Raw genomic sequence first — 25,244 nt, forward strand, 5'->3', positions numbered from 1 at the left:
CTCAGGCGTCGGCCAGCGCCTGCTTGGCGGCGTTGTAGCCGGGGACGAAGGTGATGCCGGGGCCGCCGTGGCAGCCGGCGCTGCCGAGGTACAGGCCGTGCACCGGAAGCGGTTGATCGACATGGCCTTTCGGGCCCGGGCGGTTGGGGCCCAGTTGCTCGGGGTGCACCAGGCCGTGGCAGTAGTCCCCGCCGGGGGCGCCGAACATCGTGCCCATGTGTTTGGGCGTGAAGGTGGTGTGCCGGATGATGCGGGTCTCGAAGTCGGGTGCGATACGGCAAATCTTCTCGATCACCCGCCGCCCCATCTCGGTCTTCATCTCGCCGTAGCCCGACTCCCCCTGTTCGACCGGGAACCACAGCGAGAACGCCGACGCGGCGTGCTTGCCCGCCGGCGCCAGCGTGGGGTCGTTGACCGAGGGGATCTGCAGCGCGATCGACGGGTCGGCGGGCACGACGCCGTGCCTGCAGTCCTCCCACTGCTGCTGCAGTTCCTCCGGGGTGCTGAAGATGCCGATGTTGGACTGCATGGCGGGGTCGTTGAGCAGTTCGTAGGGTGCGGCGAATTCCGGCGTGCCGTCGAGGGCGAAGTGCATCTGCAGGTAGCTGCCGCGGTGGTCGACGCGGGCGTACCTGGCGCGGATGTCGGCCGGTATCGCGGCGGGGTCGAGCAGTCGCGTCACCGTGAGGTCGGGCGCGACGGCGGACACCACCACCGGCGCGGTCAGCCGCGTGCCGTCCTCGAGGCGCACGCCGGCGACCCGGCCGTCATCCACCAAAATTTCGGCGACGTCGGCGCGCAATCTCACTTCGCCTCCGGCGGAGGTGAAAACGTCCTGCAGATGCGAGGTGAGCGCACCGATGCCGCCGCGCAGCTTCTTCACCAGCAGGGTGTTCTCGTCGGGAACGGCGAAGCCGTACGCGAGTGCCGCGGCGGTGCCGGGGGTGGCAGGCCCGCGGTAGGTGGTGTTGACCGCCAGCAGCGCCAGCATCCCGCGCAACGCACCGTGCTTCTCACGGTCGGGCAGGTAGCGGTCGAGCACGTCGGTGACCGACCCGAACAACAGGTCGGTGATAGTCGAGCGCTCGAATTCGTTTGTGGCACAGGCATACATCTCGTCGAGCGTCTTCGGGGGCCGGCCGGCCTCGAAGCGCCCCAGCGCGCGGGTCGGGGCCTGACTCCAGGCCATCAGGCCCGCCATGCCGTTGACCGCCTCGGCGCCGTGCACCTCGTTGAGGTGGGTCAGCAGTCGCATCGGGTCGGTGTAGTAGACGACCGGATCGTCGCCGACACCGCGCAGCGACACCGACATCACGTCGAGGTCCACGGTCGGCAGCGTGTCGAGACCGAGCTCGCGGCTCACCGTCGCGGCGGTGGGGATCTGTACCGAGCCGGCGATCTCGAACCGGTAGCCGTCGAAAAGCTCGACGGTGGAGGCCATTCCGCCGGCGTAGCGTTTGGCCTCCAGGCACACAGTGCGCAGGCCGGCGCGTTGCAGCAGCGCCGCCGCGGTCAGTCCGTTGTGGCCCGCGCCGACGACGATCGCGTCATGATCCGCCATCGGCTGAGGCTGACACGGCACCGCATGTTTTGTCAATATTGACGAAACTTTGGCGAGCGCCCGCTGGTTTTTGCACCCAGGGCTGCGATCGGCGTGGCATCACAGCCCTCAGCGCAGAAACGAGGGCCGTCAGTCGATGATGCCGCCGCGTAGCGACTCCAGCGCGGCGCGGCACAACCGGGCCAGCTCCGGCAGTGAGCGTGGCTCGCTGAGCATCCACATCTCCATCGCCCCGAACACCGCGGCGGCGATGCAGCGCGCCGTGACGGTGAGACGCAGCCGCTCGTCGGCGTCCGTGGGTGGCGGCCGGTCGCGGGCCAGGTGCTCCTCGACCGCCTCGGCGAAGTCCGCCTCGACCTGGCGGATGTGCCGCACGATGCGGCCCGGATCGAGTTCCTCGGACCGGAGTGCGGCGATCTTGGCGACGGCGTCGACGTCGTAGGGCGCCGCGAGGATCGCCGAATGCACCGAGTCGACCAGCGATTCAGCGGCGGAGCGGTCGGCCAGCGCGGCGCGGAACCACTGCAGCCCGGCGTCGTAGTCGGCGAACAGCAGATCGTGCTTGGACGCGAAGTGCCGGTAGAACGTCCGCAGCGACACCCCGGCGTCGGCCGCGATCTGTTCGGCCGAGGTGTCCTCGACGCCCTGGGCGAGGAAGCGCACGAGCGCGGCCTGGCGCAGCGCGTCGCGGGTGCGCTCGCTGCGGATGGTCTGAGCCGGCCGGGCCATGCCGGTAACGTACCCGCCTGCGCGCCGCGGTCAGGGCGTCGGCGTGAGCAGGGCGATCGACGCGTCGACGGCCTCCTCGGTGACGTCGCTCATCCGGCCGCCGTCCTCGACGGTGATGGCGGTCAGCTCGCGAAGCCCGCCGAGCAACATGATGACCCGTTGGCGCGACACGGGCCCGATTCCGGCGGCCCGGAAGCGGTCGGTGCCGCCGAGCGCCTGCACCATGTCGACGAAGTTGTCCATCACGTCGCGCTGCAGAACGCGCGCGGACGCGCCGAGCGACGGCATGTCGCGGATCCAGCTCAGCATCAGCGCCGGACGCGACTCCGCAGAGGCGATCCACGCCACGATCGCCTGACGCACCTGGTGCTGCCACGCAGTGGTCGGGTCGACGGCCGCCGAGATGCTGCGGATGTGCTCGTCGTTGGCGGCGGTGAGCAGCGCGACGAAACAGGCTTCGCGGTCTTCGAAGTGTTCGTAGAAGGTCCGGCGTGAGGTCCGGGCACGGCGGACGATGCCGGCGATGGTGGTCCTCTGGTATCCGTCCTCGGCGATTGACGCCTCGAGCGCGTCGAGCAACCGCTGCCGGAAGCCACCGGCGTCCTGCCGGCCGCTGTGCCGATCGGCGATCACTGCCTGTCCTTCGCATCCGCCCCTGCTGAGTGGCCAGGGCCGGGATCGAACCGGCGACCTTCCGCTTTTCAGGCGGACGCTCGTACCAACTGAGCTACCTGGCCGGAAGGCACCGGCCTGACGACCGGTATGCCTCGCCGTGATGGCGACCCTGACGGGACTCGAACCCGCGACCTCCGCCGTGACAGGGCGGCGCGCTAACCAACTGCGCCACAGGGCCTTGCTGCAGTGCCACACCGACGTCGCCGCCGGTGCGTCGTACCCCCTACGGGATTCGAACCCGCGCTACCGCCTTGAAAGGGCGGCGTCCTAGGCCGCTAAACGAAGGGGGCCAAGCCGAATCTCTTCGGGGTACTCACAACGCGGACGTTGTGAGCTTCGATAGCTTAGATTACCGGCTCCCGAATCCTCAAATGGGGCCCGTCAGGCCGCCCGGTATTGTGTTTCACCGCGCCCCTATAGCTCAGTTGGTAGAGCTACGGACTTTTAATCCGCAGGTCCCAGGTTCGAGCCCTGGTGGGGGCACCACGATCATCAGTCGCAGCAGTCGTCCCGGCCCGTGCCGCCGCCGACCGGTTGCGCACAGCATGTTTCACCTCGCCATGCGTTGACGCCCTCCCTGACCGCGATGACGGCGATCACCAGGCCGGCGATGGGGTCCGCCCACGACCACCCGAAGGCACTGTTGAGCACGAGTCCGACCAGCAGCACCGCCGACAGGTAGGTGCACAGCAGCGTCTGTTTCGAGTCGGCGACCGCCGACAGCGAGCCCAGTTCGCGACCCGCTCGGCGCTGCGCGTACGACAGCACCGGCATGACGATCAGGCTCAGCGCGGCGAGCACGATGCCCACCGTCGAGTGCCGCGCCTCACCGGCGCCCAGCAGCGCCCGCACCGCGTCGACGGTCACATACGTCGCCAGGCCGAAGAACGAGAACGCGATGATCCGCAGCGCGATCTTCTCGCGGGCCTCGGGGTCGCGGCCGGCGAACTGCCACGCCACCGCGGCCGCGGAGGACACCTCGATCACCGAGTCGAGCCCGAAGCCGACGAGCGCGGTGGACGACACCCGAGCGCCTTCGGTGATCGCCACGATCGCCTCGATGACGTTGTACGAGATCGTCGCGGCGACGAACAGCCGGATGCGTCTGGACAGCAGGTCGCGTCGAGCGTCGGTGAGCCGAGATGCCATCAGCGGCAACCACATCCGCACTCGCGACCGTCCGCGCCCGAACACCGGCAGGCGGGGTCGACGGCCAGCACCAGACCCATCAGGTCGGTCAGCGCATGCCCGATGCGGGGATCGGCGAGTTCGTAGCGCGCGCGACGGCCCTCGGGCACCGCCACCACCAGTCCGCAGCCGCGCAGACAGGCCAGGTGATTCGACAGGATCTGCCTGGACACTCCGATCTCATCGGCCAGGTCGGACGGATACCCGGGTGCCCGGTTCAGGCGCAGCAGGATGCGTGTCCGCGTGGTGTCGGACAGGGCGTGACCGAATCGGGCCAGCGCATCGGTGTGCTGCAGCGTCTCCACACCCCTGACAGTACAGCGGTTTCTGTACCAGGCGGGTGCGTCACGTCCCACCTACCTGACGTTGGGCCAATGCGAGCGCACAGACTTCACGAAGAGCACGATCCCGATCACCGCGATGCCGGCAAAGACACACGTGAGCACCATGTTCGTGGTCTCACCGCTGAAGCAGGTGCCGCCCCGGGTCCCGCTGCCACACGAGTAGGCGTCGTTCGGCTCGTCCCGTTCGAGCCACTTGTAGCCGAACACCCCCGCCAGCACCACGAACGCGACGATCCCCACCGACGCGAGGACGGCATTGAGCACGAAGCCGGCTTTGGTCACGGGCTCACGCTAACCCGGCACTCGCGGCGTCAGTCGTCGCCGTCGCCGTTGCCGTTGCGCTTGGGCTTCTTGCCCGGCCGGTCGAACGGCGGGCCCTGCTGGCCGGGCTCGACCGGCGCCACCGTGGTGGTGGTCGTCGTCGGCGGCGTGGTGGGTGTCGTGGTGACCGGCGGGCTCGTCGTCGCGGGCTGCGGCGGTGGATTCGACGACGTCCCCGCCTCGAACACCGCGAGCATCACGCCGAGCAGGAGCGCCGCGACCGCCGCACCGATCCACAGCAGCCTGCGGTCGGGACCCGATCGGCGGGGCGGCGGCACGGCGATCATCGAGGGCGGCGGCACCGGGGTGTCGAGCACCCGGGTGCCCATCGGTCCCGGCGGTCCCGCGGCAGCCACCGGCACGGTGCCGGCGAGTGCCGCACGCATCGCGCGGGCGTTGTGGAAGCGCAGTCCCGGGTCACGGGCCATCGCGCGTTCGATCACCGCGTCGAGCACCGGGTCGACGTCCGGCCGCAGCGAACGCAGCGGAGGCGGCTGCTCGTCCATGATCGCCCGGGCCAGTGCGCCCGGGTGTTCCGGCAGGAACGGACGCCTGCCGGCGAGTGCTTCGTAACCAACCACGCCGACCGCGTACAGATCGTCGGCCGGTGTGGCCGGGTGTCCCATCAACCGGTCCGGGCTGAGATAGGCCATCGTGCCGACGATCTGGCCGGTCATCGTCACGCCGGCCTCCGCGGTCTTCGCGATGCCGAAGTCGGTGACCTTGGCCTCACCCGACGGCGTGAACAGGATGTTGCCCGGTTTGATGTCGCGGTGCAGGACGCCTGCGTCGTGTGCGGCGGCCAGTGCGTCGAGGACGTCGTCGATGACCTTGCGCGCCATCGGCACCGGCAGCGGACCGCGGGCGATCTGATCGGCGAGCGAGAACCCGGAGAGCCGCTCCATCACGATGAACGGGATGCCGTTGTGTTCGCCGCTGTCGTGCACGGCGACGATGTGCGGATGGTTGAGCCCAGCGGCCGAGCGGGCCTCGGCCTCGAACCGGGTCCGGGTCTCGGGCTGTGACCCGAGCGCGGGGTGGATCAGCTTGATGGCGACCGCACGATTCAGACGGGTGTCCCAGCCGTCGCGAACCTCGGCCATGCCGCCCCGACCCAGGACGCCTCGCAGCTCGTAGCGGCCGCCCAGAATCTCGGGGGCCGTCATGGGATCAACCTAGCTGGCCGATCGACCGATGTGTCAGACCTCGGGGCAGTAGTGCGTCGACTTGCCGCGGCAGTCCAGGGGCGGCAGGTTCCGGGCCGGGGTGTGCACCAGCGGCGCGTCGGGCGTGATGCGGCCCCTGACGCGGTCCAGGCCTGCGCGCGCCCGCGGATGCATCCGTCGACGCTCGGGCACCAGCCGGAACACCTTGCCCACCGCCTCCCCGAGGCGGCGGTGCCACCACTCGTCGCGGGCCGACCACGTGTAGCCCATCAGGGCGCGCACCGGCGGGTCGTACAGGCCGACGGTGAACCAGACGAAGAACGGCGCCAACATCTTTCGCTGCAGCCGCCACATCCAGTCCGGCATCGCCGGCGCGAACGGCGGTTTGGGCAATTCGGTCAGGTCGAGCACAGCGCGCGCGGCGTAGTTGTTCTCGAGCACGTTGCGGCACATGTGATCCCAGTAGACCTGGAAGTCCTCCCACGTCGCCGGTACCGGCCGCATGCTCATGCCGTACATCCGGTACCACTCGACGTGTTCGTCGAACAGTTGACGCTTCTCCGCCTCGGTGATGCCGCCGCAGAGGCGTTCGGCGACGATGAGCGTGCCGACGAAGAACGTCGAGTGCGCCCAGTAGAAGACGTCGGGGTTCAGGGCGTGGTAGCGGCGGCCCTGGCCGTCGACGCCCTTGATGTCGGTGTGGTAGTCCCGCACCTCGGCTCCGGTGGCCGGCGCGCGGTCGCCGTCGAACACCACGCCGCCGATCGGGTACAGCGAGCGCAGCAGCCGCTGCCACCGCTCGCGGAAGAACGTCGAGTGCTCCTCGACCGCGGCGCCCAGCTGCGGGTGCATGTTCTGCATCGACCCGGCCCACGGTCCCTGCAGCAGTCCCCGCCAGTCGCCGAAGTACTTCCACGTCAGGGAATCGGGGCCGAGCGGCGAAGGCGGGGCGTCATAGCCGCCCGGCGCCACCGGGCAGCCGGTGGCCAGCGGCGATTCGCTGGTCAGCGGACTGGCCGCAGAAGTATCTTGAGTCACTGGTATCAGTCCCATCGACGCCAGAAGCCATTTTGACTACGCGTGTTGTCACATCGAGCATAGGGAGTGATGTGCCCTCCGGTCAACGACGCGGCCGCTGGTCGGGCGTTCCACTGCAGGATCGCCAGGCGCTGCGTCGCGACGACCTCGTCGCCGCCGGGGTGAAACTGCTCGGCAGTGCGGGCGGCCCGGCGCTGACCGTGCGGGCGGTGTGCCGGGAAGCCGGCCTGACCGAGCGCTACTTCTACGAGAGCTTCGGCGACCGCGACGAGTACGTCCGCGCGGTCTACGACGATGTCTGCGCCCGGGCGATGGCGGCCCTGACGAGCGCGGAGACGCCGCGCGATGCGGTGGAACAGTTCGTCGCGCTGATGGTCGACGACCCCGCCCGCGGTCGCGTGCTGCTGCTCGCGCCGGAATCGGAACCGGTGCTCGTCCAGTCGGGCGCGGAGTGGATGCCCAGTTTCATCGACCTGCTGCAGCGCAAGCTGACCAGGATCACCGATCCGGCGCTGCAGGCGATGGTCGCGACGGGACTGATCGGAGCGCTGACGGCGCTGTTCACCGCATACCTCGACGGAAGACTGAGGGCCAGCCGGGAGCAGTTCATCGACTACTGCGTCGACATGCTGCTCAGCCGGGTGGCCGAATACTGAGAACACTCGCCGCGAGCGGGTACACGAGCGGGAGTGACGCCGGAAATGCGACGCGGCGGTGGGCGACACCCGGTGCGGGCCAACTTGATGTCACCGAAGTACACAGATATATTGAGTGCAACCATCAGGTACAGATAACCGGAGGGGCCCATGGCGATCGACCTGACCGACCTGCACTTGCTCAAAGAGCTCGAGCCGGTCGTCGAGGCGAACCTCAACAGGCACTTGCGCATGCGCAAGGACTGGAATCCGCACGACTACATCCCGTGGTCGGACGGCAAGAACTACTACGCCCTCGGCGGTCAGGACTGGGATCCCGAGCAGTCCAAGCTGTCGGAGGTCGCCCAGACCGCGATGGTGCAGAACCTGCTCACCGAGGACAACCTGCCCAGTTATCACCGCGAGATCGCGATGAACTTCGGCATGGACGGCGCCTGGGGCCAGTGGGTCAACCGCTGGACCGCCGAGGAGAACCGGCACGGGATCGCGCTGCGCGACTACCTCGTCGTCACCCGCGCCATCGATCCCATCCAGCTCGAGGAACTGCGCGTCGAGCAGATGACCCGCGGCTTCTCCCCCGGCCAGAACGCCCAGGGCGACATGTTCGCGCACAGCCTCTTCGACTCCGTCATCTACGTGACGTTCCAGGAGCTGGCCACCCGCGTCTCGCACCGCAACACCGGCAAGGCCTGCAACGAGCCGATCGCCGATCAGCTGCTGGCGCGCGTCTCGGCCGACGAGAACCTGCACATGATCTTCTACCGCGACGTCAGCGAGGCCGGTCTCGCGATCGCGCCGAACCAGGCGATGAAGTCGCTGCACCGCGTGCTGCGCAACTTCAAGATGCCCGGCTTCACGGTGCCGGAGTTCCGGCGCAAGGCCGTCATCATCGCCGTCGGCGGCGTCTACGATCCGCGCATCCACCTCGACGACGTGGTGATGCCGGTGCTGAAGAAGTGGCGGATCTTCGAGCGCGAGGACTTCACCGGCGAGGCCGCACGGATGCGCGACGACCTCGGGGTGCTCGTCGAGGAACTCGAGGAGGCCTGCGTCAAGTTCGAACTCGCCAAGGAGAAGCGCCTCGAACGGGAGCGCAAGATGGCCGAGAAGCGCAACTCGAAGGTGCTTGCCTCATCAGCGTCCTGACCGAACACCGCGCGCCGGCCCGATCTGCACTTCAGATCGGGCCGTTCGCGCTGTCCAGCCCCGTCGTGCTGGCCCCGATGGCCGGCGTGACCAACGTCGCGTTCCGGACGCTGTGCCGTGAACTCGAGATCGCCCGCGCCGGGACGGTCAGCGGGCTGTACGTGTGCGAGATGGTGACCGCGCGGGCACTCGTGGAGCGCCACCCCGTCACGTTGCACATGACGACCTTCGCTCCGGACGAGTCCCCGCGGTCGCTGCAGCTCTACACCGTCGACCCGGACACCACCTATGCGGCGGCGCGGATGATCGCCGACGAGGGCATGGCCGACCACATCGACATGAACTTCGGCTGCCCCGTGCCGAAGGTGACCCGCCGGGGCGGTGGCGCCGCGCTGCCCTACAAGCGCCGGCTGTTCGGCAGGATCGTGGCCGCCGCGGTGCGCGCCGTCGAGGGCTCCGGAATCCCGGTCACCGTCAAGTTCCGCATCGGCATCGACGACGAGCACCACACCCACCTCGACGCCGGCCGCATCGCCGCGGAGGAGGGGGCGGCCGCGGTGGCACTGCACGCCCGCACCGCCGCGCAGCGATACTCGGGCACCGCGGACTGGTCGCAGATCGCCGCCCTGAAACAACATGTGACCAGCGTTCCGGTGCTCGGCAACGGCGACATCTTCGACGCCGATGACGCGCTGGCGATGATGTCGTCCACCGGCTGCGACGGCGTGGTCATCGGCCGCGGGTGCCTCGGCCGTCCCTGGCTCTTCGCGGAGCTGTCCGCGGCCTTCGCCGGACGGGAGATCCCGGTGCCGCCCACGCTGGGCGAGGTCGCCGCGATCGTCCGCCGCCACGGCGAGCTCCTCGCCGATCACTTCGGTGAGGACAAGGGCATGCGCGACATCCGCAAGCACGTCGCCTGGTACCTGCACGGTCTTCCCGCCGGCGCCGACCTGCGACGCGGGCTGGCCCTGGTCAAGACGCTGGCCGACCTCGACCGGCTGCTCGACGAGCTGGATCCCGATGTCCCGTTTCCCGCCACGGCGACCGGACCCCGTGGCCGGCAGGGGTCACCCGCGTCGGTGACACTGCCGGAGGGCTGGCTGGCCGACCCTGACGACTGCACCGTCCCCACCGGCGCGGACGTCATGCATTCAGGCGGCTGAGCAGGGCCGGAAGTGTCGCGCGAGGCGCCGTTGTAGCGCGTTCGTGACAATTCGAGACGAACCTGTCACCCGCTCCGACTGGCTCACTCACAGGTTGTCTCAGTACGATGTGGGTCTTGCTGTGATGGCTCCAGTCACGGAGCCGATCTCGATGCTGCTGCGAGGCATGTGGCATTGCACAAGCCGGCTGGGCGCGACGCGCCGGCGGGTTCACGGAGTCGGAGGCCGATGAGGACATGAGTGACGGCGACAACGCCACTCCTGGCCGTCGGCGGGCGCCGGACCCGGCCCCGGATCATGACGCGGACAACCAATGGCTTACCCGAACTCCCCGGCGATCCCTCGGCGCCGCGCCGTGGGAGCGCAGCGACCGGCACCCCGTCACGCCCGCGGCCGCCGATGAGCCCGACGACGAGGCGGCCGACGAGCCGAGCGGTAGCCACACCGACGGCGGCCTGACGGTCGCCGACCTCATCGCCAAGATGGCCGGAGAGGGCACCGGCGGACGCCGCGCGCGGCGCCACCTCGCCGAGCCCGAGCCCGAACCCGAGGCGCCGCCCGCACCGCCGACCGAGATCATCGACGTGGTCCCGCCGGCCGAGCCGCCCGCACCGCCGACCGAGATCATCGACGCCGTCCCTGCCGAACCCTACGAGCAGTACGAGGACTACGAGTCCTACCAGCCCTACGGCGGCTACGAGGCCGTGGCCGCCGACGGTGGCGCCCGCCCGTCGGATCCGGACCGGCAGGACACCGAGATCATCCCGCCCGTACCGTCCGCGTACGACGACGACATCCCCGACCTCACGTCCTCGCGGGTGCCGCCGTCACGGATCGGCCGGCGTTCGGTGGGCGCGCCGGGTGACGAACCGCACCGCCGCAGACGGGTGATGCTGGCCGGCCGGACCGCCGCCGCGCTGCTGGCGGCCTTCGCGCTCGTGCTGACCGGTGGCGCGTGGCAGTGGCAGTCGTCGAAGAACAACAGCATGAACAAGGTGTCGGCGCTGGACCGGGATTCGCGCGACATCATCGACGCCAACGCGCAGTACGGCGACGAGAACTTCCTGATCGTCGGCGTGGACAGCCGGATCGGCCAGAACAGCGACATGGGCGCCGGCGACACCGAGGACGCGGCGGGCGCGCGCTCGGACACCGTGATGCTGGTTAACATCCCCGCCAACCGGGAGCGGGTCGTCGCGGTGTCATTCCCGCGCGATCTGTCCATCGAGCCGATGGAGTGCGAGCCGTGGAATCCCGAGACCGGCGCATACGGACCGATCACCGATGAGAACTCGCCGATGTACGGGCTCGAGGAGGCGTGGACCGAGACCAAGCTGAACTCCGCGTACGCCGTCGGCGGGCCGAAGTGCCTGGTCAAGGTCATCCAGAAGCTCTCCGGGCTGTCGGTCAACCGGTTCATGGCCGTCGACTTCGCCGGCTTCGCCAAGATGGTCGACGCGATCGGCGGCGTCGAGGTCTGCAGCACCACCCCGATCGAGGATTACGAGCTGGGCACGGTACTGCCGAACGCGGGCCGCCAGATGATCGACGGACACACCGCGCTGAACTACGTGCGCGCCCGCCAGGTCACCACCGAGATCAACGGCGACTACGGCCGCATCAAGCGCCAGCAGCTGTTCCTGTCGTCGCTGCTGCGGTCGCTCATCAGCAAGGAGGTGTTCTTCTCGCTGAACAAGCTCAACGACGTGGTGAACAAGTTCATCGACGACACCTATGTCGACAACATCGGCACCCGTGAACTGGTCGACCTCGGCCAGTCGATCCAGGGGGTGTCCGCCGGCCGGATCAGTTTCGTCACCGTGCCCACGGTCGGCTATGCCGACGACTACGGCAACGAGGTGCCGCGCGAGGACGACATGAACGCCCTGTTCGACGCGATCATCAACGACAACCCACTGCCCGGGGAGAAGAACGCCGACAACACTCCGGTGCCGGGCACTCCTGAGTCGGCCACCCTGACCCCCGAGTCGAGCACCGCGGCGCCCGAGCCGGCACCGGCGACCGACCCGGGCCGGCTGGTCAACGCCGTCACCACGGATCCGGCGCAGGTCACCGTCCAGGTGTCGAACTCGACCGGTCAAACCGGCCTCGGCGCCACCGCCGCCGACGAGCTGCAGGCGCACGGGTTCAACGTCACCACCCCCGACGACTACCCCGACTCGCTGTCCTCGACGACCGTGTTCTTCGCACCGGGCAACGAGCAGGCCGCGGCCACGGTCGCCTCGTCGTTCACCAACGCCACCGTCGAACAGGTCACCGGTCTCGGTGACACCGTGCAGGTGGTGCTCGGCTCGGACTTCAACACCGTGAACGCGCCGACACCGAGCGGGTCGCCCGTGCAGGTCCAGGTGGTGCGGGGCACGAGCACCTCCCCGTCGCACCTGCCCGAGGATCTCGCCGTCACCAACGCCGCCGACACCACCTGCGAATAGCGGCTTCGTTAATCGGACAACAGCACGTCCGGGCGGTTGTCATTCACCTGTCGTTCATTGTCCGCGTCGTGACGCGTGACCTGCTCAACCTCTAGGCTTGGCCCATGCGAACCGCGTACCACGAACAGTTGGACTCCCTGACGAGGCAGCTCGGCGAAATGTGCGGCCTGGCGGGTACGGCGATGGAACGCGCGACCCAGTCCCTGCTGCAGGCCGATCTGGTACTTGCCGAACAGGTGATCAGCGACCACGAGCAGATCGCCGCCCTGAGCGTCCGCGCCGAGGAGTCCGCGTTCGTGCTGCTGGCGCTGCAGGCCCCGGTGGCTGGTGACCTGCGCTCGGTCGTCGGCTCGATCCAGATCGTCGCCGACGTCGACCGGATGGGGGCGCTGGCCCTGCACGTCGCCAAGATCGCTCGCCGACGCCACCCGCAGCATGTGCTGCCCGAGGAGGTCAACGGCTACTTCGCCGAGATGGGCCGCGTCGCAGTCGAACTCGGCAATGCCGCGCAGGAGGTTCTGCTCACCCGCGATCCGGAGAAGGCCGCCCGCATCCAGGAGGAAGACGATGCGATGGACGACCTGCACCGGCATCTGTTCACGGTGCTGATGGACCGCGAGTGGAAGCACGGCGTGACACCCGCCGTGGACGTGACCCTGCTCAGCCGGTTCTACGAGCGCTTCGCCGACCACGCCGTCGAGGTGGCGCGCCGGGTCATCTTTCAGGTCACGGGGACCTATCCGACCGAGGAGCAGATCCCCACTCCGCGCTGAGGTCTGCCGGCGGGCACCCGCGTCGTGCTGACCCCCGACCCGGCGATTCAGGCCGAGATGGACGGCGCCAGACGGTAGCCGGCACCGCGGATGGTGCGGATGAACTCGCCGTGTTCGGGATCGTGACCGAGCTTCTCGCGCAGTCGTCGTACGTGCACGGCGACGGTGTTGGTGTCGGCGGGATGGCCCCAGACTGCGCGGCTGATCTCGTCGCTGCTGGCCACTCGTCCGCGGCGTTCGATGAGGTACACCAGGAGCTCGAGTTCACGCTGGGTCAACTGGACGTCGCGCCCGCGGACGCGGGTCTCGTAGCCGTCCCGGTCCACCTCGATCGGGCCGGCCGTGTAGACCTGCTGATCCCGCCGGGGTTCGTGGAATCCGTTGAACGCGAACGGCGCGATCGTGTTGATGTCGTACGGACGGACGATGAGCGCCGAGGCGCCCGCGGACAGCGCCTGACGCGTGAGCTCATCGGCGCTGGGCGCGCCGATGAGGATCGGCAGGTTCCATCTGTTGCGCACCGCCCAGGTGATCCGGGCCGCATCGACGGTGCTGGTCCGCGCCGCCAGCACCAGCACATTGGGCCGTTCGACGCCGATGGCCAGCAGCGCCTCGGCGCCGTCGTCGCACCAGGTGGTCTCGATGCCGATCTTCGCCGCGTCGTCCATCAGGTGCGCCGCGACACCGGCGTCGGTGTCGACCAGCATCAGCGTCCCACGGGTGGGCGGGACGGCGGCGCGATGCCGCCCCAATCCCACCTCGGTCCGCCGCACCTCAATCGTCACGCGTCATCGCCTGGCCGGTCACTTTGTCGCCCCCTCGCGCGACGTGCATGCAGCGACCGTCAGCCGAAGCGGCCCGAGATGTAGTCCTCTGTCGCCTTCTGGGTCGGATTGGAGAAGATCTTCTCCGTGTCGTCGACCTCGACCAGCTGGCCGGGCTTGCCGGTGGCCTCGAGGTTGAAGAACGCGGTCTGGTCGCTGACCCGGGCGGCCTGCTGCATGTTGTGGGTCACGATCACGATCGTGTAGTCCTGCTTGAGCTCGGCGATCAGGTCCTCGATCGCCAGCGTCGAGATCGGGTCGAGCGCCGAACACGGCTCGTCCATCAACAGCACGTCGGGCTGCACCGCAATGGCGCGGGCGATGCACAGCCGCTGCTGCTGGCCACCGGACAACCCGCCACCCGGCTTGTCGAGCCGGTCCTTGACCTCGTTCCACAGGTTCGCGCCCTTGAGCGAACGCTCGGCCACCTCGTCGAGGGTCTTCTTGTTGCGCGTTCCCTGCAGCTTCAGCCCGGCCACCACGTTGTCGCGAATCGACATGGTGGGGAACGGGTTCGGACGCTGGAACACCATGCCGATGGTCTTGCGGACGCTCACCGGGTCGATACCCGAGGCGTAGATGTCCTCACCGTCGAGCAGCACCGAACCCTCGACGCGGGCGCCGGGGATCACCTCGTGCATCCGGTTCAGGGTGCGCAGCACGGTCGACTTCCCGCAGCCGGACGGCCCGATGAAGGCCGTGACGCTGCGCGGCAGCACCGCGAGACCCACGTTGGACACGGCATGGAAGCTGCCGTAGTAGATGTTGAGATCCTTGAGATCCAGGCGCTTGGCCATGAGGCTCCTAAACTCTGTTCCGCGTGAGGTATCGGTTGATGAAGGCAGCGCCGAGATAAAGAGCCGCGATGATCAGGATGAGGGTCAGTGCGGCGCCCCAGACCCTGAGTGCGCCTGCGGCTTCCGGGTTGATCAGTTCGGTGTAGATCAGCAGGGGCAGCGACGCCATGTTGCCCTCGAAGGCGTCGAAGTTGATCGACCGGCTGTAGCCGACGAGCACCAGCACCGGAGCCGTCTCACCCATGACCCTGGCCAGGGCGAGCAGGATGCCGCTGATCATCCCGGGCAGCGCCGTGGGCACCACGACGCGCATGATGGTCTTCCACTTGGGAATACCCAACGCGTAGGACGCTTCTCGCAATTCGTCGGGAACGAGCTTGAGCATCTCCTCGGTGTTCCGTACGACCACGGGCAGCATCAGCAGCACCAGGGCCAGCGAAACGGCGAAGGCACTCTGCTCGAAGCCCAGCGTCGCGATCCACAGCGCGAAGACGAACAGCGCGGCCACGATCGACGGCACACCCGCGAGGATGTCGACCATGAACGTGGTGATCTTGGCGAACCGGCCTCGGCCGTACTCGACCAGGTAGACCGCGGCCATGACGCCCAACGGCACCGAGAGCACGGCTGCGATGGCCGCCTGGATCAGCGTGCCGTAGATCGCGTGGTACACGCCGCCCGCGAACTCTTCGGGCAGCACTCCGGCCAGGGAGTTGGTCCACCATGTCGACAGGGTCATCGCGCGGACGCCCTTGGCCAGCACGGTGTAGATCAGCCACACCAACGGGACCATCGCGATCACGAACGACGCGGTGAACAGCGTTGTCGCGAGGCCGTTCTTGAGCTTGCGACTGGTGCTGAGCGGGTGGAAGGTCGGGGCCTTCACCGGCTGGTCGAGCGCTGACGTCGTTGCGGTCATCCTCCGCTAACCCTTCCGCCGGCCGCTGCCCGGGCCAGCGCGTTGACCACGAAGGTCAGCGCGAAGAGCACGAAGCCGGCGGCGATGTAAGCACCTGTGGGCAGCGGCGCACTGAATTCAGCGGCTGCCGAGGCGATCTTGGATGCGAATGTGTAGCCACCGTCGAACAGCGACCAGTGGCCGGCCTGCGCCGCGGTGCGCAGGATGATCAGGATCGCGATCGTCTCGCCGAGCGCGCGGCCCAATCCCAGCATCGACGCCGCGATCATGCCGCTTCGGCCGTAGGGGAACACGGTCATCCGGATGACTTCCCACTTCGTGGCGCCGAGTGCCTGCGCAGCCTCGACATGGCCACGCGGGGTGAGTGCGAAGACCTCGCGGGTGACCGAGGTGATGATCGGCAGGATCATCACCGCCAGCACGATTCCCGCCGTGAATATCGTTCCGCCGCCCGCGAGCGACACGTTGCCCTGGGAGAACAGGAAGAACCAGCCGAGGCTGTCGTTGAGGAAGGTCGCCACCGGGCTCAGCCACGGTGCGAGCACGAAGATGCCCCACAGACCGAAGACGATGGACGGCACGGCCGCCAGCAGATCGACCAGCATCCCGAACGGTCGCGCCAACCGCTTGGGCGCGTAGTTCGTCAGGAACGCCGCGATCCCGATCGCGATGGGCACGGCGATGATCAGGGCGAACACCGAGCTGAGCACGGTCACCATGAACAGGTCGCGGATACCGAAGCGCAGGTTGCTCGAGTCGCTGGTGAGGAACTCGGTGCTGGTCAGGAAGTTCGCCTGATTGGCCTGCAGTGAGGGAATCGCCTTGATGATCAGGAAGAGCGCCATCAGCGCGATCGCACCGATGATGGTGGCGCCGGCCGCGATCGCGATGGACTTGAAGACGGTGTCGCCCCAACGTCCTTCGCCCTGCCTCAAGGCCGATCCCTTCCGGTTCTTCGTTGGCTTCTCGGGCGTGTGCCCGCCCTGCTGTGGGCTCGTCGTCTCCGACGAGCCCACAGCGGTCGAGTCTGGTGTGACAGCCATTGTGTTGTGGTTACTACGCCGTCGCGTTGATGGCGTCGACAGCCTCGGTCAGCCGCGTCTTGAAGGCCTCGGGAACCGGGATGTAGCCGTTGTCTTCGAGGCCCTTCTGCCCGTTGCCCAGTGCCGAGTTCAGGAACGCCTTGACCGCGGTGGCCACCTCGGCGTCCGGGTACTTCGAGCACACGATCTCATAGGCCGCGAGCATGATCGGGTAGGACCCGGCCTCGGTGGGCTTGTAGAACGACGCGGTGTCGAGGACCAGGTCGTTCCCGTCGCCCTTGAACTTGACGCCGTCGATGGCCTTGCCGGCCGTCTCCGTGCTCAGCTCCACCGGCTCGGGACCGGCCGACGTGATGATCTTGGCGATCGAGAGGTTCTGCGACTTGGCGAACGACCACTCGTTGTAGGTGATCGAGCCCGGCGTGCTCTTGATGGCCGCCGAGGTGCCCTCGTTGCCCTTGGCGCCCTCGCCGACACCGCCGGCGAAGGACTTGCCCGCACCCTTGCCCCAGGAGCCGTCCGACGCCGCATCCAGGTACTTCTGGAAGTTGTCGGTCGTGCCCGACTCGTCGCTGCGGAAGATCACGTTGATCGGATCGGCAGGAAGGGTGGCGCCCGAGTTCAGCGCCGCGATCTCCGGTGCGTTCCAGGTCTTCACCGCGCCGTTGAAGATCTTGCCCAGCGTCGGTCCGTCCAGCACCAGGCCGTCGACGCCGGGGACGTTGTAGGTCACGGCGATGGGTCCGAAGACGGCGGGGAGGTTCCACGCTTCACTGCCACCGCAGCGTTCCTTGGCCTTCTCGACCTCGCCCTTGTCCGCGCTGAGGGGAGAGTCGGAGCCGCCGAAGTCGGTCTGGCCGCCGAGGAACTCCGACACGCCGGCACCCGATCCGCTCGAGGTGTAGTTCAGCGTGAAGCCGGGGCAGTCCGTCTCGTAGGCGTTGATGAACCGCGTCATCGCGTTGGCCTGCGCGCTCGAGCCGCTCGCCTTCAGCGCTTCCTTGCCGCCGCACTCACCGGCGGCCTGCGAACCGGATTCGCCGGATCCCGATCCCGAAGAGGTGTTGTTGTCGCTGCCACACGCCGACAGCAGCAGGGCACCGGCGGCCAGCAGGCCGAGCGCAGCACCAGAACGATTCGCCTTCACGAAGCTCCTTCTAGAGATCACGGGTGGACGCTGGCCGTCGCCGGCGCGTCAAGCAGACCCATTGCTGCTCGGCTGTGAACCTAAAGGGACGCCATGAATGAATTACCTACGCATGGTGAACGGAAAATGAACCACACCGGCGACGTCCGCCACTTTTCACACCTCGTTGACAGGATCGAACGCATCCGGCCCCGCCGACCGACGGTTTCCGGCCGTGATCAGTCGCGTTGACACAGCCGGGCCTTCAGTTCGTCCACCCGGGCAGCGATGTCGTCGCGCACGAGTCGCATCCGTTCGATGCCGTCGATGCCCCGCTCGGACGGCTCGTCGGTGTCCCAGTTCTCGAACCGCGTCCCCGGCACCGGGTCGACCTCAGCTTCCCGACCGAGTGTGACGACCAGATCGACCTTCTCGACCAGATCCGGGTCCAGCGCCTTCGGCGTCTGATCGGTGATGTCGACGCCGACCTCCGCGAGCACCTCTGCGGACAGCGCGTTGATCTCACCGCCAGGCCTGGTGCCCGCCGAGTACACGTCGACGGAATCCGCTGCGACCTTGCGCATGAGCCCCGCGGCCATCTGCGACTTGCCGCCGTTCTTCACGCACACGAACAGCACCGCCGGCTTCGCGTGTTCAGCCACGTGGCACACCCTTCTTCACGACGTCTGCTGCATCCCCAGCGGTGGGTGACGAGAACCGGCGCCGCAACGCCAGTGAGACGTACACCAGGGCGACGAGCACCGGAACCTCGATGAGCGGACCGACGACGCCGGCGAGGGCCTGCCCGGACGTCGCTCCGTAGGTAGCGATCGCCACAGCGATGGCGAGTTCGAAGTTGTTGCCGGCCGCGGTGAAAGCCAGGGTGGTGGTTCGCGCGTAGCCCAGGCCGATGGCCGCGCCGAGCAGATATCCGCCGCCCCACATCACCGCGAAGTACACCAGCAGCGGCAGGGCGATCCGGGCCACATCCATTGGGCGACTGGTGATCTGCTCCCCCTGCAGGGCGAACAGGATGACGATCGTGAAGAGCAGACCGTAGAGCGCCCACGGCCCGATCGCCGGCAGGAACTTCGTCTCGTACCAGTCCCGCCCCTTTGCCCTCTCACCGAACCGGCGCGAAAGATAGCCCGCCAGCAGCGGAATGCCGAGGAAGATGAGCACCGACTTGGCGATCTCCCATGGCGACGTGGAGATGGTGGCCTGTACGAGCCCCAGCCAGCCCGGCAGCACCGACAGGTAGAACCAGCCCAGCACTGCGAACATGATGACCTGGAAGACGGAGTTGAGGGCGACCAGCACGGCCGCTGCCTCGCGGTCGCCACAGGCCAGGTCGTTCCAGATGATCACCATGGCGATGCACCGGGCGAGGCCGACGATGATCAGGCCCGTCCGGTACTCCGGCAGGTCGGGCAGCATGAGCCAGGCCAGCGCGAACATCAGCGCAGGCCCGAAAACCCAGTTCAGGACGAGGGAACTGATGAGGAGGCGACGATCGCCGGTGACGGTGTCGAGGCGGTCGTAGCGCACCTTGGCCAGCACCGGGTACATCATGATCAGCAGTCCGAGCGCGATGGGCAGCGAGACGCCGTCGATGGCGACGTGCCCCAGCGCGGTGTTCAGTCCGGGGACCCCGCGGCCCAGCAGCAGGCCCGCGGCCATCGCGAGGCCGATCCACAACGGCAGGAATCGGTCCAGGGTGGAGAGCTTGCCGACGACGTCCGGGGTGTCGGCGGACGCAGCGGTCCTCGTCACGCGGTGGCTCCAGCCGCCGAGTGCACCGGGCCGGCGGCGAACAGGGCCGCCAGACCGTGCAACGCCTCGGGCGCCACGGCGTAGTACACCCACGACGCGCGGCGTTCCGACGTGAGCAGTCCGGCGTCGCGCAGCACCTTCAGATGGTGCGAGACGGTCGGCTGTTTGACGTCCAGGCCGTCGGAGATGTCGCAGACGCAGGCCTCGCCGTTGGCGCGGCTGGCGATGGCGCTGAACAGTCGCAGGCGCACGGGATCTGCCAGAGCCTTGAGAGTGGCGGCCATCGCGGTGGCGGCGTGCGCCGTCAGCGGCTCGCGCAGCAGCGGCCCGACGTCACAACATTCCGCCGGTTCGGCGGGCACCTGATTCGACATTCATCGATATTGACACTGATCGAATCAGCAGGCAATCGAAGACCAGATGAACGAGTTCAGAGGTCAGGAACCCGAGACCCCGGCGGCGTACGCGACGTCGACGCTGTGGACGTCGAAGCCGAGCTTGCGGTAGGTGTTCACCGCCGCCGCGTTGTCCGCCTCGACGTAGAGCATGACCGTCGGTTGCGCGCTTCCCGACAGCCGCTTCGCGAGGTGGTGCAGACCCGTCAGCGTGAGGGTCGCGCCGAGTCCGCGACCCTGGGCCGATGGGTCGACGCCGACGACGTACACCTCGCCCAGATCCCCGTCGTGAATTTTCGTCCAGTGGAACCCGAGCAGTTCGCCGGTCGCGTCGTCCCGACCCAGGAACAGCCCGTCCGCGTCGAACCACGGTTCGCCGCGGCGCTCGGCGATGTCGGCACCGGTCCAGCCGCCCTGCTCGGGATGCCAGGCGAAGGCGGCGTTGTTGACGCGCAGCAGGTCGGCGTCGTCGGCCGGTCCGGAGTAGGTCGTGACACTCACGCCCTGCGACGTCATCGGCGCGGGCAGATCGCGCAGCGAACGGCGCATCTGCAGCAGTTCGCGGCGCACCACCAGTCCGAGTGATCGGGCGGTCGCCCGGGCGGGTTCCAGATTGCCGTGCGCCCAGACCCTGGCGTCCTCACCGCCCGCGGCCAGACCGGCGGTCGCCAGTTGCGATCCGATGCCACGCCGGCGCGCCGGTGGATCCACCACCAGTTCAGCCATCGCGGGGGTGCCCTCGGAGGCAGGAGCCAGGTTCAGATAGCCCACGATGTCGTCGCCGTCGACGGCCACCAGGTGACGTGTCCGGTCGGCGGCCAGTTCCCGCAGCACCTGATCCCCCACCGGCGCAACGCCGTCCACGGTCGTGGCGGCGTGGATGAGCGCGCGGATGCGGTCCCGGTCGGCCGCGGAGAGGTGACTGCGCCAGTCGAGGTCGGTCACTGGGTTCGGAGGGGATCCACGAACGACTCGGGCACGCTGTCCGGGGCGTGCGCGTAGTCGTCCTCCTCGTCGTCGTCGGGCAATTCCGCGCCGGGCGCGGGCGGCCGACCGCGCGCGGGCCGTACCGCCTTGTAGCCGACGTTGCGCACGGTGCCGATCAACGACTCGTACTCCGGGCCCAGCTTGGCGCGCAACCGGCGGACGTGCACGTCCACGGTGCGGGTGCCACCGAAGAAGTCGTACCCCCACACCTCCTGCAACAACTGGGCGCGGGTGAACACCCGGCCTGCGTGCTGGGCGAGGTACTTCAGCAGCTCGAATTCCTTGTAGGTGAGGTCGAGCGGCCGTCCACGCAGGCGTGCCGTGTAGGTGCCCTCGTCGATGACGAGCTCACCGAGGCTGACCTTGCCGACGTTCTCCTGGTTGGCCATGCCGCCGCGGCGCCCGACGAGCAGGCGGAGCCGGGCGTCGATCTCGGCCGGACCGGTGCCCGGCAGCAGGATCTCGTCGAGCCCCCACTCGTGGTTCACCGCGACCAGGCCGCCCTCGTTCACCACGGCGACGACGGGCACCGACGTCCCCGTGGTGCCCAGCAGCCGGCACAGGCCGCGCGCGGCGGCGAGGTCGGTGCGTGCGTCGACGATCGCGACGTCGGCGGTGCCTGCTTCGAGCAGAGCGGACACCTCGGTCGGCGCCGAGCGGACGTTGTGCGCGAGCAGCGCCAATGACGGCAGGACCGACTCAGGGTGCGGATCGACGGTCAAGAGAAGTAGGTCCACAGGCCCTCCAGCGTCCCCGGGGTGCAATCAACTCCTGCGGTGATCTCCCAGATTCATGCCTGACATATCGCCGTTACCGGCTGTTAGTCACGTAACGATACCGCGCCACCTGCGGATCAGCCGCGCCAAGCGGTACGCGCCGGTCGAGGTAGGCCAGAATGTCCAGGTGCGCAGGCTGCTGATCGGACTGGGAGCGACGCTGACCGCCGTGGTCGTCGCCGCCGTCGGTGTCGACTTCGGCGCCGCCATCTACGCCGAATACCGACTGGCCAGGGCGGTGCGCAGCGCCGCGGACCTGGAGTGGGACCCGTCGGTGGCGATTCTGGGCTTCCCGTTCGCCACCCAGGCGATGGACCGGCACTACGACGAGGTCGAGATCCGGGCCAGTGGCGTTGATCACCCGGTGGTCGGCAAGGTCTCGCTGGAGACCACCCTGCACGACATCGGCCTCGGCCAGGCGTCGTGGCTGGTCCGGCCGCAGGCCCCGCTGCCGGTCGGCAAGGTGGAGAGCCGCATCATCATCGACTCCACTCACGTCGGACGCTTCATGGGCATCCCCGACCTGCTGGTGGAGGCGCCGTCCCGGGAGACCAACGACTCCACCGGCGGCACCACCGAGTCCGGCATCTCGAGCAACCGGGGCCTGGTGTTCACCGGCACCCCGAAGTCGGCGGGCGTGACCGAGCGGGTCAGCGTGTCGGTCGACCTGTCCCGCCCGGACGGCGATCAGAGCACCCTGGTGCTGACGGGCACCGGAGTGCTCACCGGTCCGGGCACCGCCGACCAGGAGGTGCCCGAGGACAAGGTGGCTGCCGTACTGGCCGCGTTCAGCACCACGATGCCGGGTCAGGAGCTGCCGTTCGGCATCGCGCCGACCAGCGAGGGCGCCCGCGGCTCGGACATCATCATCGAGGGCATCGCCGAGGGAGTAACGATCGCGCTGGAGGAGTTCACCCGGTCATGAGCACAGAGTGGGCGGTGGTCATCACCGTGCTGATCGCCGTGTTCGGCCTGGCCTTCGTCGTCGGCCGGCTGATGTCGATGCGCGCCGGGATGCTGAAGGGGGCCGATGCCGCGGCGGACGTCGACACCTCAGACCTCGGGTTGTCGGGCACCGGTCCGACCATCGTGCACTTCAGTGCGGTGTGGTGCGGCCCGTGCGCCGCGGTGCGCAAGGTGGTCAATCAGGTGTGCGCGGAGCTGCCTTCGGTCGCGCACGTCGAGATCGACATGGACGCCAATCCGGCGGCGGCCCGGCGGCTTTCGGTGCTGTCGTTGCCCACGACGCTGATCTTCGACGCCGACGGCAGGCCGCGGTACCGCACGACGGGTGTGCCGAGGGCGGCTGACCTGCGTTCGGCGCTCGAGCCGCTGTTGGCTTGATCACCCTGTCATTGGGTAAGATGACCGACGTGTTCGCCCGCCTCGAGCTTGTGCTCACCAAGCGCCGCGCAGTTGATCTGTGCCGCGTCGCGGGTTGTTGCTGTTGTTGTTGTAGCTGCTGAGCGTCGTCGCGTCGTCGCGCGCCCGCTCGGAGCAGGCCTTCGTGGCATGCCCGTGACCAGCCCAACCGTGCAACAGGAGCAGATTCATGACCATCACACCGGACCACGTGGACGTGCGCGGACCCCGGTTCGTCGCGTGGGTCACCACGGCCGTGCTCGTGGTGACCGTGTTGTCGGCCGCGGTCGATGAGACCGCTGCCGCCGTCCTGCTCGCCGCGCAGGCCGCGGTGTTCGCGATCGGTGCGGTCCGCGGCCCGCGCAGCCATCCGTACGGTGTGCTGTTCGCCCGGTTCGTCGCACCGCGCCTCGGTCCGGTGACCGACACCGAGCCGGTGCCGCCGCTGAAGTTCGCCCAGGTCGTCGGCCTGGTCTTCGCCGTGGTGGGGGTGGCCGGCTTCGCCCTCGGCCTTTCGCCGCTGGGTCTGACCGCGACGGCCTTCGCGCTGTTCGCGGCGTTCCTCAACGCGGCCTTCGGCATCTGCCTGGGCTGCCAGCTCTACCCGCTCGCCGTACGTCTCCGCCGCAGTCCCGCTCACTCCTGATCGAATTCACAAGCAACCGAAGGGATCTCATCCATGGCACGCTCCGACGTCCTGGTCACCGCAGACTGGGCCGAGAGCAATCTCGACGCGTCGAACATCGTCTTCGTCGAGGTTGACGAAGACGTCTCGGCCTACGACGGCGGTCACATCCAGGGCGCCGTCAAGCTCGACTGGAAGACCGACCTGCAGGATCCGGTGCGGCGCGACTTCGTCGACGCCGCGCAGTTCTCCAAGCTGCTGTCCGACCGTGGCATCGGCAACGACGACACCGTGGTGCTCTACGGCGGCAACAACAACTGGTTCGCCGCCTACGCCTACTGGTACTTCAAGCTCTACGGCCACCAGGACGTCAAGCTGCTCGACGGCGGCCGCAAGAAGTGGGAGCTCGACGGTCGCCCACTGTCGACCGAGCCGGTCAACCGCGCCGCCACCACGTACACCGCGCAGGCGCCGGACACCAGCATCCGTGCCTTCCGCGACGAGGTCATCGAGGCCATCGACAGCAAGAACCTGGTCGACGTGCGCTCCCCCGACGAGTTCTCCGGCAAGATCCTCGCGCCGGCGCACCTGCCGCAGGAGCAGAGCCAGCGGCCGGGGCATATCCCCGGCGCCATCAACGTTCCGTGGAGCAAGGCGGCCAACGAGGACGGCACGTTCAAGTCCGACGAGGACCTGGCGAAGCTGTACGCCGAGGCCGGACTCGACGGCAGCAAGGAGACCATCGCCTATTGCCGCATCGGCGAGCGTTCCTCGCACACCTGGTTCGTGCTGCGCGAGCTGCTGGGCCACCAGAACGTCAAGAACTACGACGGCAGTTGGACGGAATACGGTTCCCTCGTGGGAGCCCCGATCGAGTTGGGAAGTTGATTGATATGTGCTCTGCACCGAAGCAAGGGCTGACGTTGCCTGCCAGTGTCGACCTCGAGAAGGAGACCGTGATCACCGGCCGCGTGGTCGACGGATCCGGTCAGGCGGTCGGCGGTGCCTTCGTGCGGCTGCTGGACGGCTCCGACGAGTTCACCGCCGAGGTCGTCGCGTCGGCGACCGGTGACTTCCGGTTCTTCGCCGCACCCGGCACCTGGACCCTGCGCGCGCTGTCGCCCGCGGGCAACGGCGACGCCAGCGTCGCCCCGTCCGGCGCCGGCATCCACGAGGTCGACGTCAAGGTCGCCTGACCTCTCTGGCTTGTAGGCGCGAGCGCGCGTGGCTTCCTGTGGCACGCCGCTGAAAGTGAGCCATCACGCACGCTCGCGCCCGCCCGCGGCTTCATTGCGCGGGCACCAGACGGTTAGACTCGCATCGTGGTGCTGTTCTTCGAACTCCTCCTGGTCGCCTGCACCGTGGTGATCACCTGGTTCGCGCTGTACGCGGTGTATCGCCTCA

Annotated in this window: 29 protein-coding genes and 4 tRNA genes; 12 read left to right on the forward strand and 21 right to left on the reverse strand. The window is 68.3% G+C overall.

The features are described 5' to 3' along the window. Position 1: 1 nt before the first annotated feature. From H7I41_RS17705 to H7I41_RS17730, 6 genes are all read right to left on the reverse strand, one after another. The gene (locus tag H7I41_RS17705) at positions 2-1,561 is read right to left on the reverse strand and encodes a phytoene desaturase family protein (RefSeq protein WP_264013917.1); all 1,560 of its coding nucleotides are present in this window, start codon (positions 1,559-1,561) and stop codon (positions 2-4) included. Between the two features lie 129 nt (positions 1,562-1,690). Beyond that, positions 1,691-2,290, reverse strand: a complete 600-nt coding sequence (locus H7I41_RS17710; protein ID WP_264013918.1) for a TetR/AcrR family transcriptional regulator — start codon at positions 2,288-2,290, stop codon at positions 1,691-1,693. A gap of 30 nt (positions 2,291-2,320) precedes the next feature. After that, positions 2,321-2,923: a TetR/AcrR family transcriptional regulator gene (locus H7I41_RS17715; protein ID WP_264013919.1), complete on the reverse strand. Its 603-nt coding sequence runs from the start codon at positions 2,921-2,923 to the stop codon at positions 2,321-2,323. A 30-nt stretch (positions 2,924-2,953) separates the two neighbouring features. Continuing rightward, positions 2,954-3,027: transfer RNA gene (locus H7I41_RS17720), tRNA-Phe, on the reverse strand. Between the two features lie 39 nt (positions 3,028-3,066). Continuing rightward, positions 3,067-3,143, reverse strand: a tRNA-Asp gene (locus H7I41_RS17725). A gap of 39 nt (positions 3,144-3,182) precedes the next feature. Continuing rightward, positions 3,183-3,255 (reverse strand) — tRNA-Glu (locus H7I41_RS17730). A 120-nt stretch (positions 3,256-3,375) separates the two neighbouring features. On the opposite strand from H7I41_RS17730, the gene H7I41_RS17735 reads away from it, so the two are divergent. Beyond that, positions 3,376-3,451 (forward strand) — tRNA-Lys (locus H7I41_RS17735). A gap of 6 nt (positions 3,452-3,457) precedes the next feature. On the opposite strand, the gene H7I41_RS17740 is transcribed toward H7I41_RS17735, so the two are convergent. From H7I41_RS17740 to H7I41_RS17760, 5 genes are read right to left on the reverse strand one after another with little or no spacing between them, the layout of a single operon-like run. Beyond that, positions 3,458-4,114, reverse strand: coding sequence for a cation efflux transmembrane domain-containing protein (locus H7I41_RS17740; RefSeq protein ID WP_264013920.1), 657 nt, complete (start codon positions 4,112-4,114; stop codon positions 3,458-3,460). Beyond that, complete coding sequence (locus H7I41_RS17745) at positions 4,114-4,458, reverse strand: ArsR/SmtB family transcription factor (protein ID WP_264013921.1); 345 nt, start codon at positions 4,456-4,458, stop codon at positions 4,114-4,116. The genes H7I41_RS17740 and H7I41_RS17745 overlap by 1 nt, the downstream gene beginning before the upstream one ends. Before the next feature lie 51 nt (positions 4,459-4,509). After that, complete coding sequence (locus tag H7I41_RS17750) at positions 4,510-4,779, reverse strand: hypothetical protein (protein WP_264013922.1); 270 nt, start codon at positions 4,777-4,779, stop codon at positions 4,510-4,512. Between the two features lie 29 nt (positions 4,780-4,808). After that, on the reverse strand, positions 4,809-5,984 hold the full coding sequence (locus H7I41_RS17755) for a serine/threonine-protein kinase (protein ID WP_264013923.1): 1,176 nt from the start codon (positions 5,982-5,984) through the stop codon (positions 4,809-4,811). A 33-nt stretch (positions 5,985-6,017) separates the two neighbouring features. After that, the gene (locus H7I41_RS17760) at positions 6,018-7,022 is read right to left on the reverse strand and encodes an oxygenase MpaB family protein (protein WP_264014106.1); all 1,005 of its coding nucleotides are present in this window, start codon (positions 7,020-7,022) and stop codon (positions 6,018-6,020) included. A 71-nt stretch (positions 7,023-7,093) separates the two neighbouring features. Between H7I41_RS17760 and H7I41_RS17765 the strand changes: the two genes are divergently transcribed. The 5 genes from H7I41_RS17765 to phoU all read left to right on the forward strand — a co-directional run bounded on the left by H7I41_RS17765 (position 7,094) and on the right by phoU (position 13,213). Further along, on the forward strand, positions 7,094-7,678 hold the full coding sequence (locus tag H7I41_RS17765; RefSeq protein ID WP_264013924.1) for a TetR/AcrR family transcriptional regulator: 585 nt from the start codon (positions 7,094-7,096) through the stop codon (positions 7,676-7,678). A gap of 150 nt (positions 7,679-7,828) precedes the next feature. After that, complete coding sequence (locus tag H7I41_RS17770; protein WP_264013925.1) at positions 7,829-8,824, forward strand: acyl-ACP desaturase; 996 nt, start codon at positions 7,829-7,831, stop codon at positions 8,822-8,824. Continuing rightward, positions 8,821-9,987 carry a tRNA dihydrouridine synthase DusB gene (dusB, locus tag H7I41_RS17775; protein ID WP_264014107.1) on the forward strand — a complete coding sequence of 389 codons (1,167 nt, stop codon included), beginning with the start codon at positions 8,821-8,823 and terminating at the stop codon, positions 9,985-9,987. The genes H7I41_RS17770 and dusB overlap by 4 nt, the downstream gene beginning before the upstream one ends. A gap of 236 nt (positions 9,988-10,223) precedes the next feature. Next, on the forward strand, positions 10,224-12,440 hold the full coding sequence (locus H7I41_RS17780) for an LCP family protein (RefSeq protein ID WP_264013926.1): 2,217 nt from the start codon (positions 10,224-10,226) through the stop codon (positions 12,438-12,440). 104 nt (positions 12,441-12,544) lie between these two features. Next, entirely contained in the window at positions 12,545-13,213 is a 669-nt protein-coding gene (gene phoU, locus H7I41_RS17785) for a phosphate signaling complex protein PhoU (RefSeq protein ID WP_264013927.1), read from the forward strand. A gap of 47 nt (positions 13,214-13,260) precedes the next feature. On the opposite strand, the gene H7I41_RS17790 is transcribed toward phoU, so the two are convergent. The 10 genes from H7I41_RS17790 to H7I41_RS17835 form a co-directional block, all read right to left on the reverse strand. Next, on the reverse strand, positions 13,261-13,998 hold the full coding sequence (locus H7I41_RS17790) for a winged helix-turn-helix transcriptional regulator (protein ID WP_264013928.1): 738 nt from the start codon (positions 13,996-13,998) through the stop codon (positions 13,261-13,263). Positions 13,999-14,057: 59 nt separating this feature from the next. Further along, entirely contained in the window at positions 14,058-14,834 is a 777-nt protein-coding gene (gene pstB / locus H7I41_RS17795; RefSeq protein WP_264013929.1) for a phosphate ABC transporter ATP-binding protein PstB, read from the reverse strand. Between the two features lie 7 nt (positions 14,835-14,841). Next, the gene (gene pstA / locus H7I41_RS17800) at positions 14,842-15,753 is read right to left on the reverse strand and encodes a phosphate ABC transporter permease PstA (protein ID WP_264013930.1); all 912 of its coding nucleotides are present in this window, start codon (positions 15,751-15,753) and stop codon (positions 14,842-14,844) included. Next, positions 15,750-16,796 carry a phosphate ABC transporter permease subunit PstC gene (pstC, locus tag H7I41_RS17805; RefSeq protein ID WP_264013931.1) on the reverse strand — a complete coding sequence of 349 codons (1,047 nt, stop codon included), beginning with the start codon at positions 16,794-16,796 and terminating at the stop codon, positions 15,750-15,752. The genes pstA and pstC overlap by 4 nt, the downstream gene beginning before the upstream one ends. A 13-nt stretch (positions 16,797-16,809) precedes the next feature. Further along, a complete protein-coding gene (gene pstS / locus H7I41_RS17810; RefSeq protein WP_264013932.1) occupies positions 16,810-17,943 on the reverse strand; it encodes a phosphate ABC transporter substrate-binding protein PstS in 1,134 nt (377 codons plus the stop codon). A gap of 218 nt (positions 17,944-18,161) precedes the next feature. Further along, the gene (locus H7I41_RS17815; protein ID WP_308214632.1) at positions 18,162-18,584 is read right to left on the reverse strand and encodes an arsenate-mycothiol transferase ArsC; all 423 of its coding nucleotides are present in this window, start codon (positions 18,582-18,584) and stop codon (positions 18,162-18,164) included. After that, positions 18,577-19,695, reverse strand: a complete 1,119-nt coding sequence (arsB, locus tag H7I41_RS17820; RefSeq protein WP_308214633.1) for an ACR3 family arsenite efflux transporter — start codon at positions 19,693-19,695, stop codon at positions 18,577-18,579. Before arsB ends, H7I41_RS17815 begins: the two co-directional genes overlap by 8 nt. Beyond that, positions 19,692-20,069 carry an ArsR/SmtB family transcription factor gene (locus tag H7I41_RS17825; RefSeq protein WP_264013933.1) on the reverse strand — a complete coding sequence of 126 codons (378 nt, stop codon included), beginning with the start codon at positions 20,067-20,069 and terminating at the stop codon, positions 19,692-19,694. The genes arsB and H7I41_RS17825 overlap by 4 nt, the downstream gene beginning before the upstream one ends. Positions 20,070-20,132: 63 nt before the next feature. Continuing rightward, a complete protein-coding gene (gene mshD, locus H7I41_RS17830; RefSeq protein WP_264013934.1) occupies positions 20,133-21,035 on the reverse strand; it encodes a mycothiol synthase in 903 nt (300 codons plus the stop codon). Beyond that, a complete protein-coding gene (locus H7I41_RS17835) occupies positions 21,032-21,814 on the reverse strand; it encodes a winged helix-turn-helix transcriptional regulator (protein ID WP_264013935.1) in 783 nt (260 codons plus the stop codon). Before H7I41_RS17835 ends, mshD begins: the two co-directional genes overlap by 4 nt. Positions 21,815-21,980: 166 nt before the next feature. Between H7I41_RS17835 and lmeA the strand changes: the two genes are divergently transcribed. The 6 genes from lmeA (at position 21,981) to H7I41_RS17865 (ending at position 25,036) form a co-directional block, all read left to right on the forward strand. After that, positions 21,981-22,778 carry a mannan chain length control protein LmeA gene (gene lmeA, locus H7I41_RS17840; RefSeq protein WP_264013936.1) on the forward strand — a complete coding sequence of 266 codons (798 nt, stop codon included), beginning with the start codon at positions 21,981-21,983 and terminating at the stop codon, positions 22,776-22,778. Then, a complete protein-coding gene (locus tag H7I41_RS17845) occupies positions 22,775-23,197 on the forward strand; it encodes a thioredoxin family protein (protein ID WP_264013937.1) in 423 nt (140 codons plus the stop codon). Before lmeA ends, H7I41_RS17845 begins: the two co-directional genes overlap by 4 nt. A 20-nt stretch (positions 23,198-23,217) precedes the next feature. Beyond that, entirely contained in the window at positions 23,218-23,319 is a 102-nt protein-coding gene (locus H7I41_RS30430) for an Ms5788A family Cys-rich leader peptide (RefSeq protein WP_372503763.1), read from the forward strand. An 86-nt stretch (positions 23,320-23,405) separates the two neighbouring features. Further along, positions 23,406-23,861 (forward strand): DUF4395 domain-containing protein, encoded by a 456-nt coding sequence (locus tag H7I41_RS17855; protein ID WP_264013939.1) that lies wholly within the window; start codon positions 23,406-23,408, stop codon positions 23,859-23,861. Between the two features lie 33 nt (positions 23,862-23,894). Beyond that, positions 23,895-24,728, forward strand: a complete 834-nt coding sequence (locus H7I41_RS17860; RefSeq protein WP_264013940.1) for a sulfurtransferase — start codon at positions 23,895-23,897, stop codon at positions 24,726-24,728. Positions 24,729-24,733: 5 nt separating this feature from the next. After that, positions 24,734-25,036 (forward strand): DUF1416 domain-containing protein, encoded by a 303-nt coding sequence (locus tag H7I41_RS17865; RefSeq protein ID WP_264013941.1) that lies wholly within the window; start codon positions 24,734-24,736, stop codon positions 25,034-25,036. The last annotated feature ends 208 nt before the right edge of the window (positions 25,037-25,244 follow it).

The organism is [Mycobacterium] manitobense (assembly GCF_025821665.1).
Lineage (GTDB): Bacteria > Actinomycetota > Actinomycetes > Mycobacteriales > Mycobacteriaceae > Mycobacterium > Mycobacterium arseniciresistens.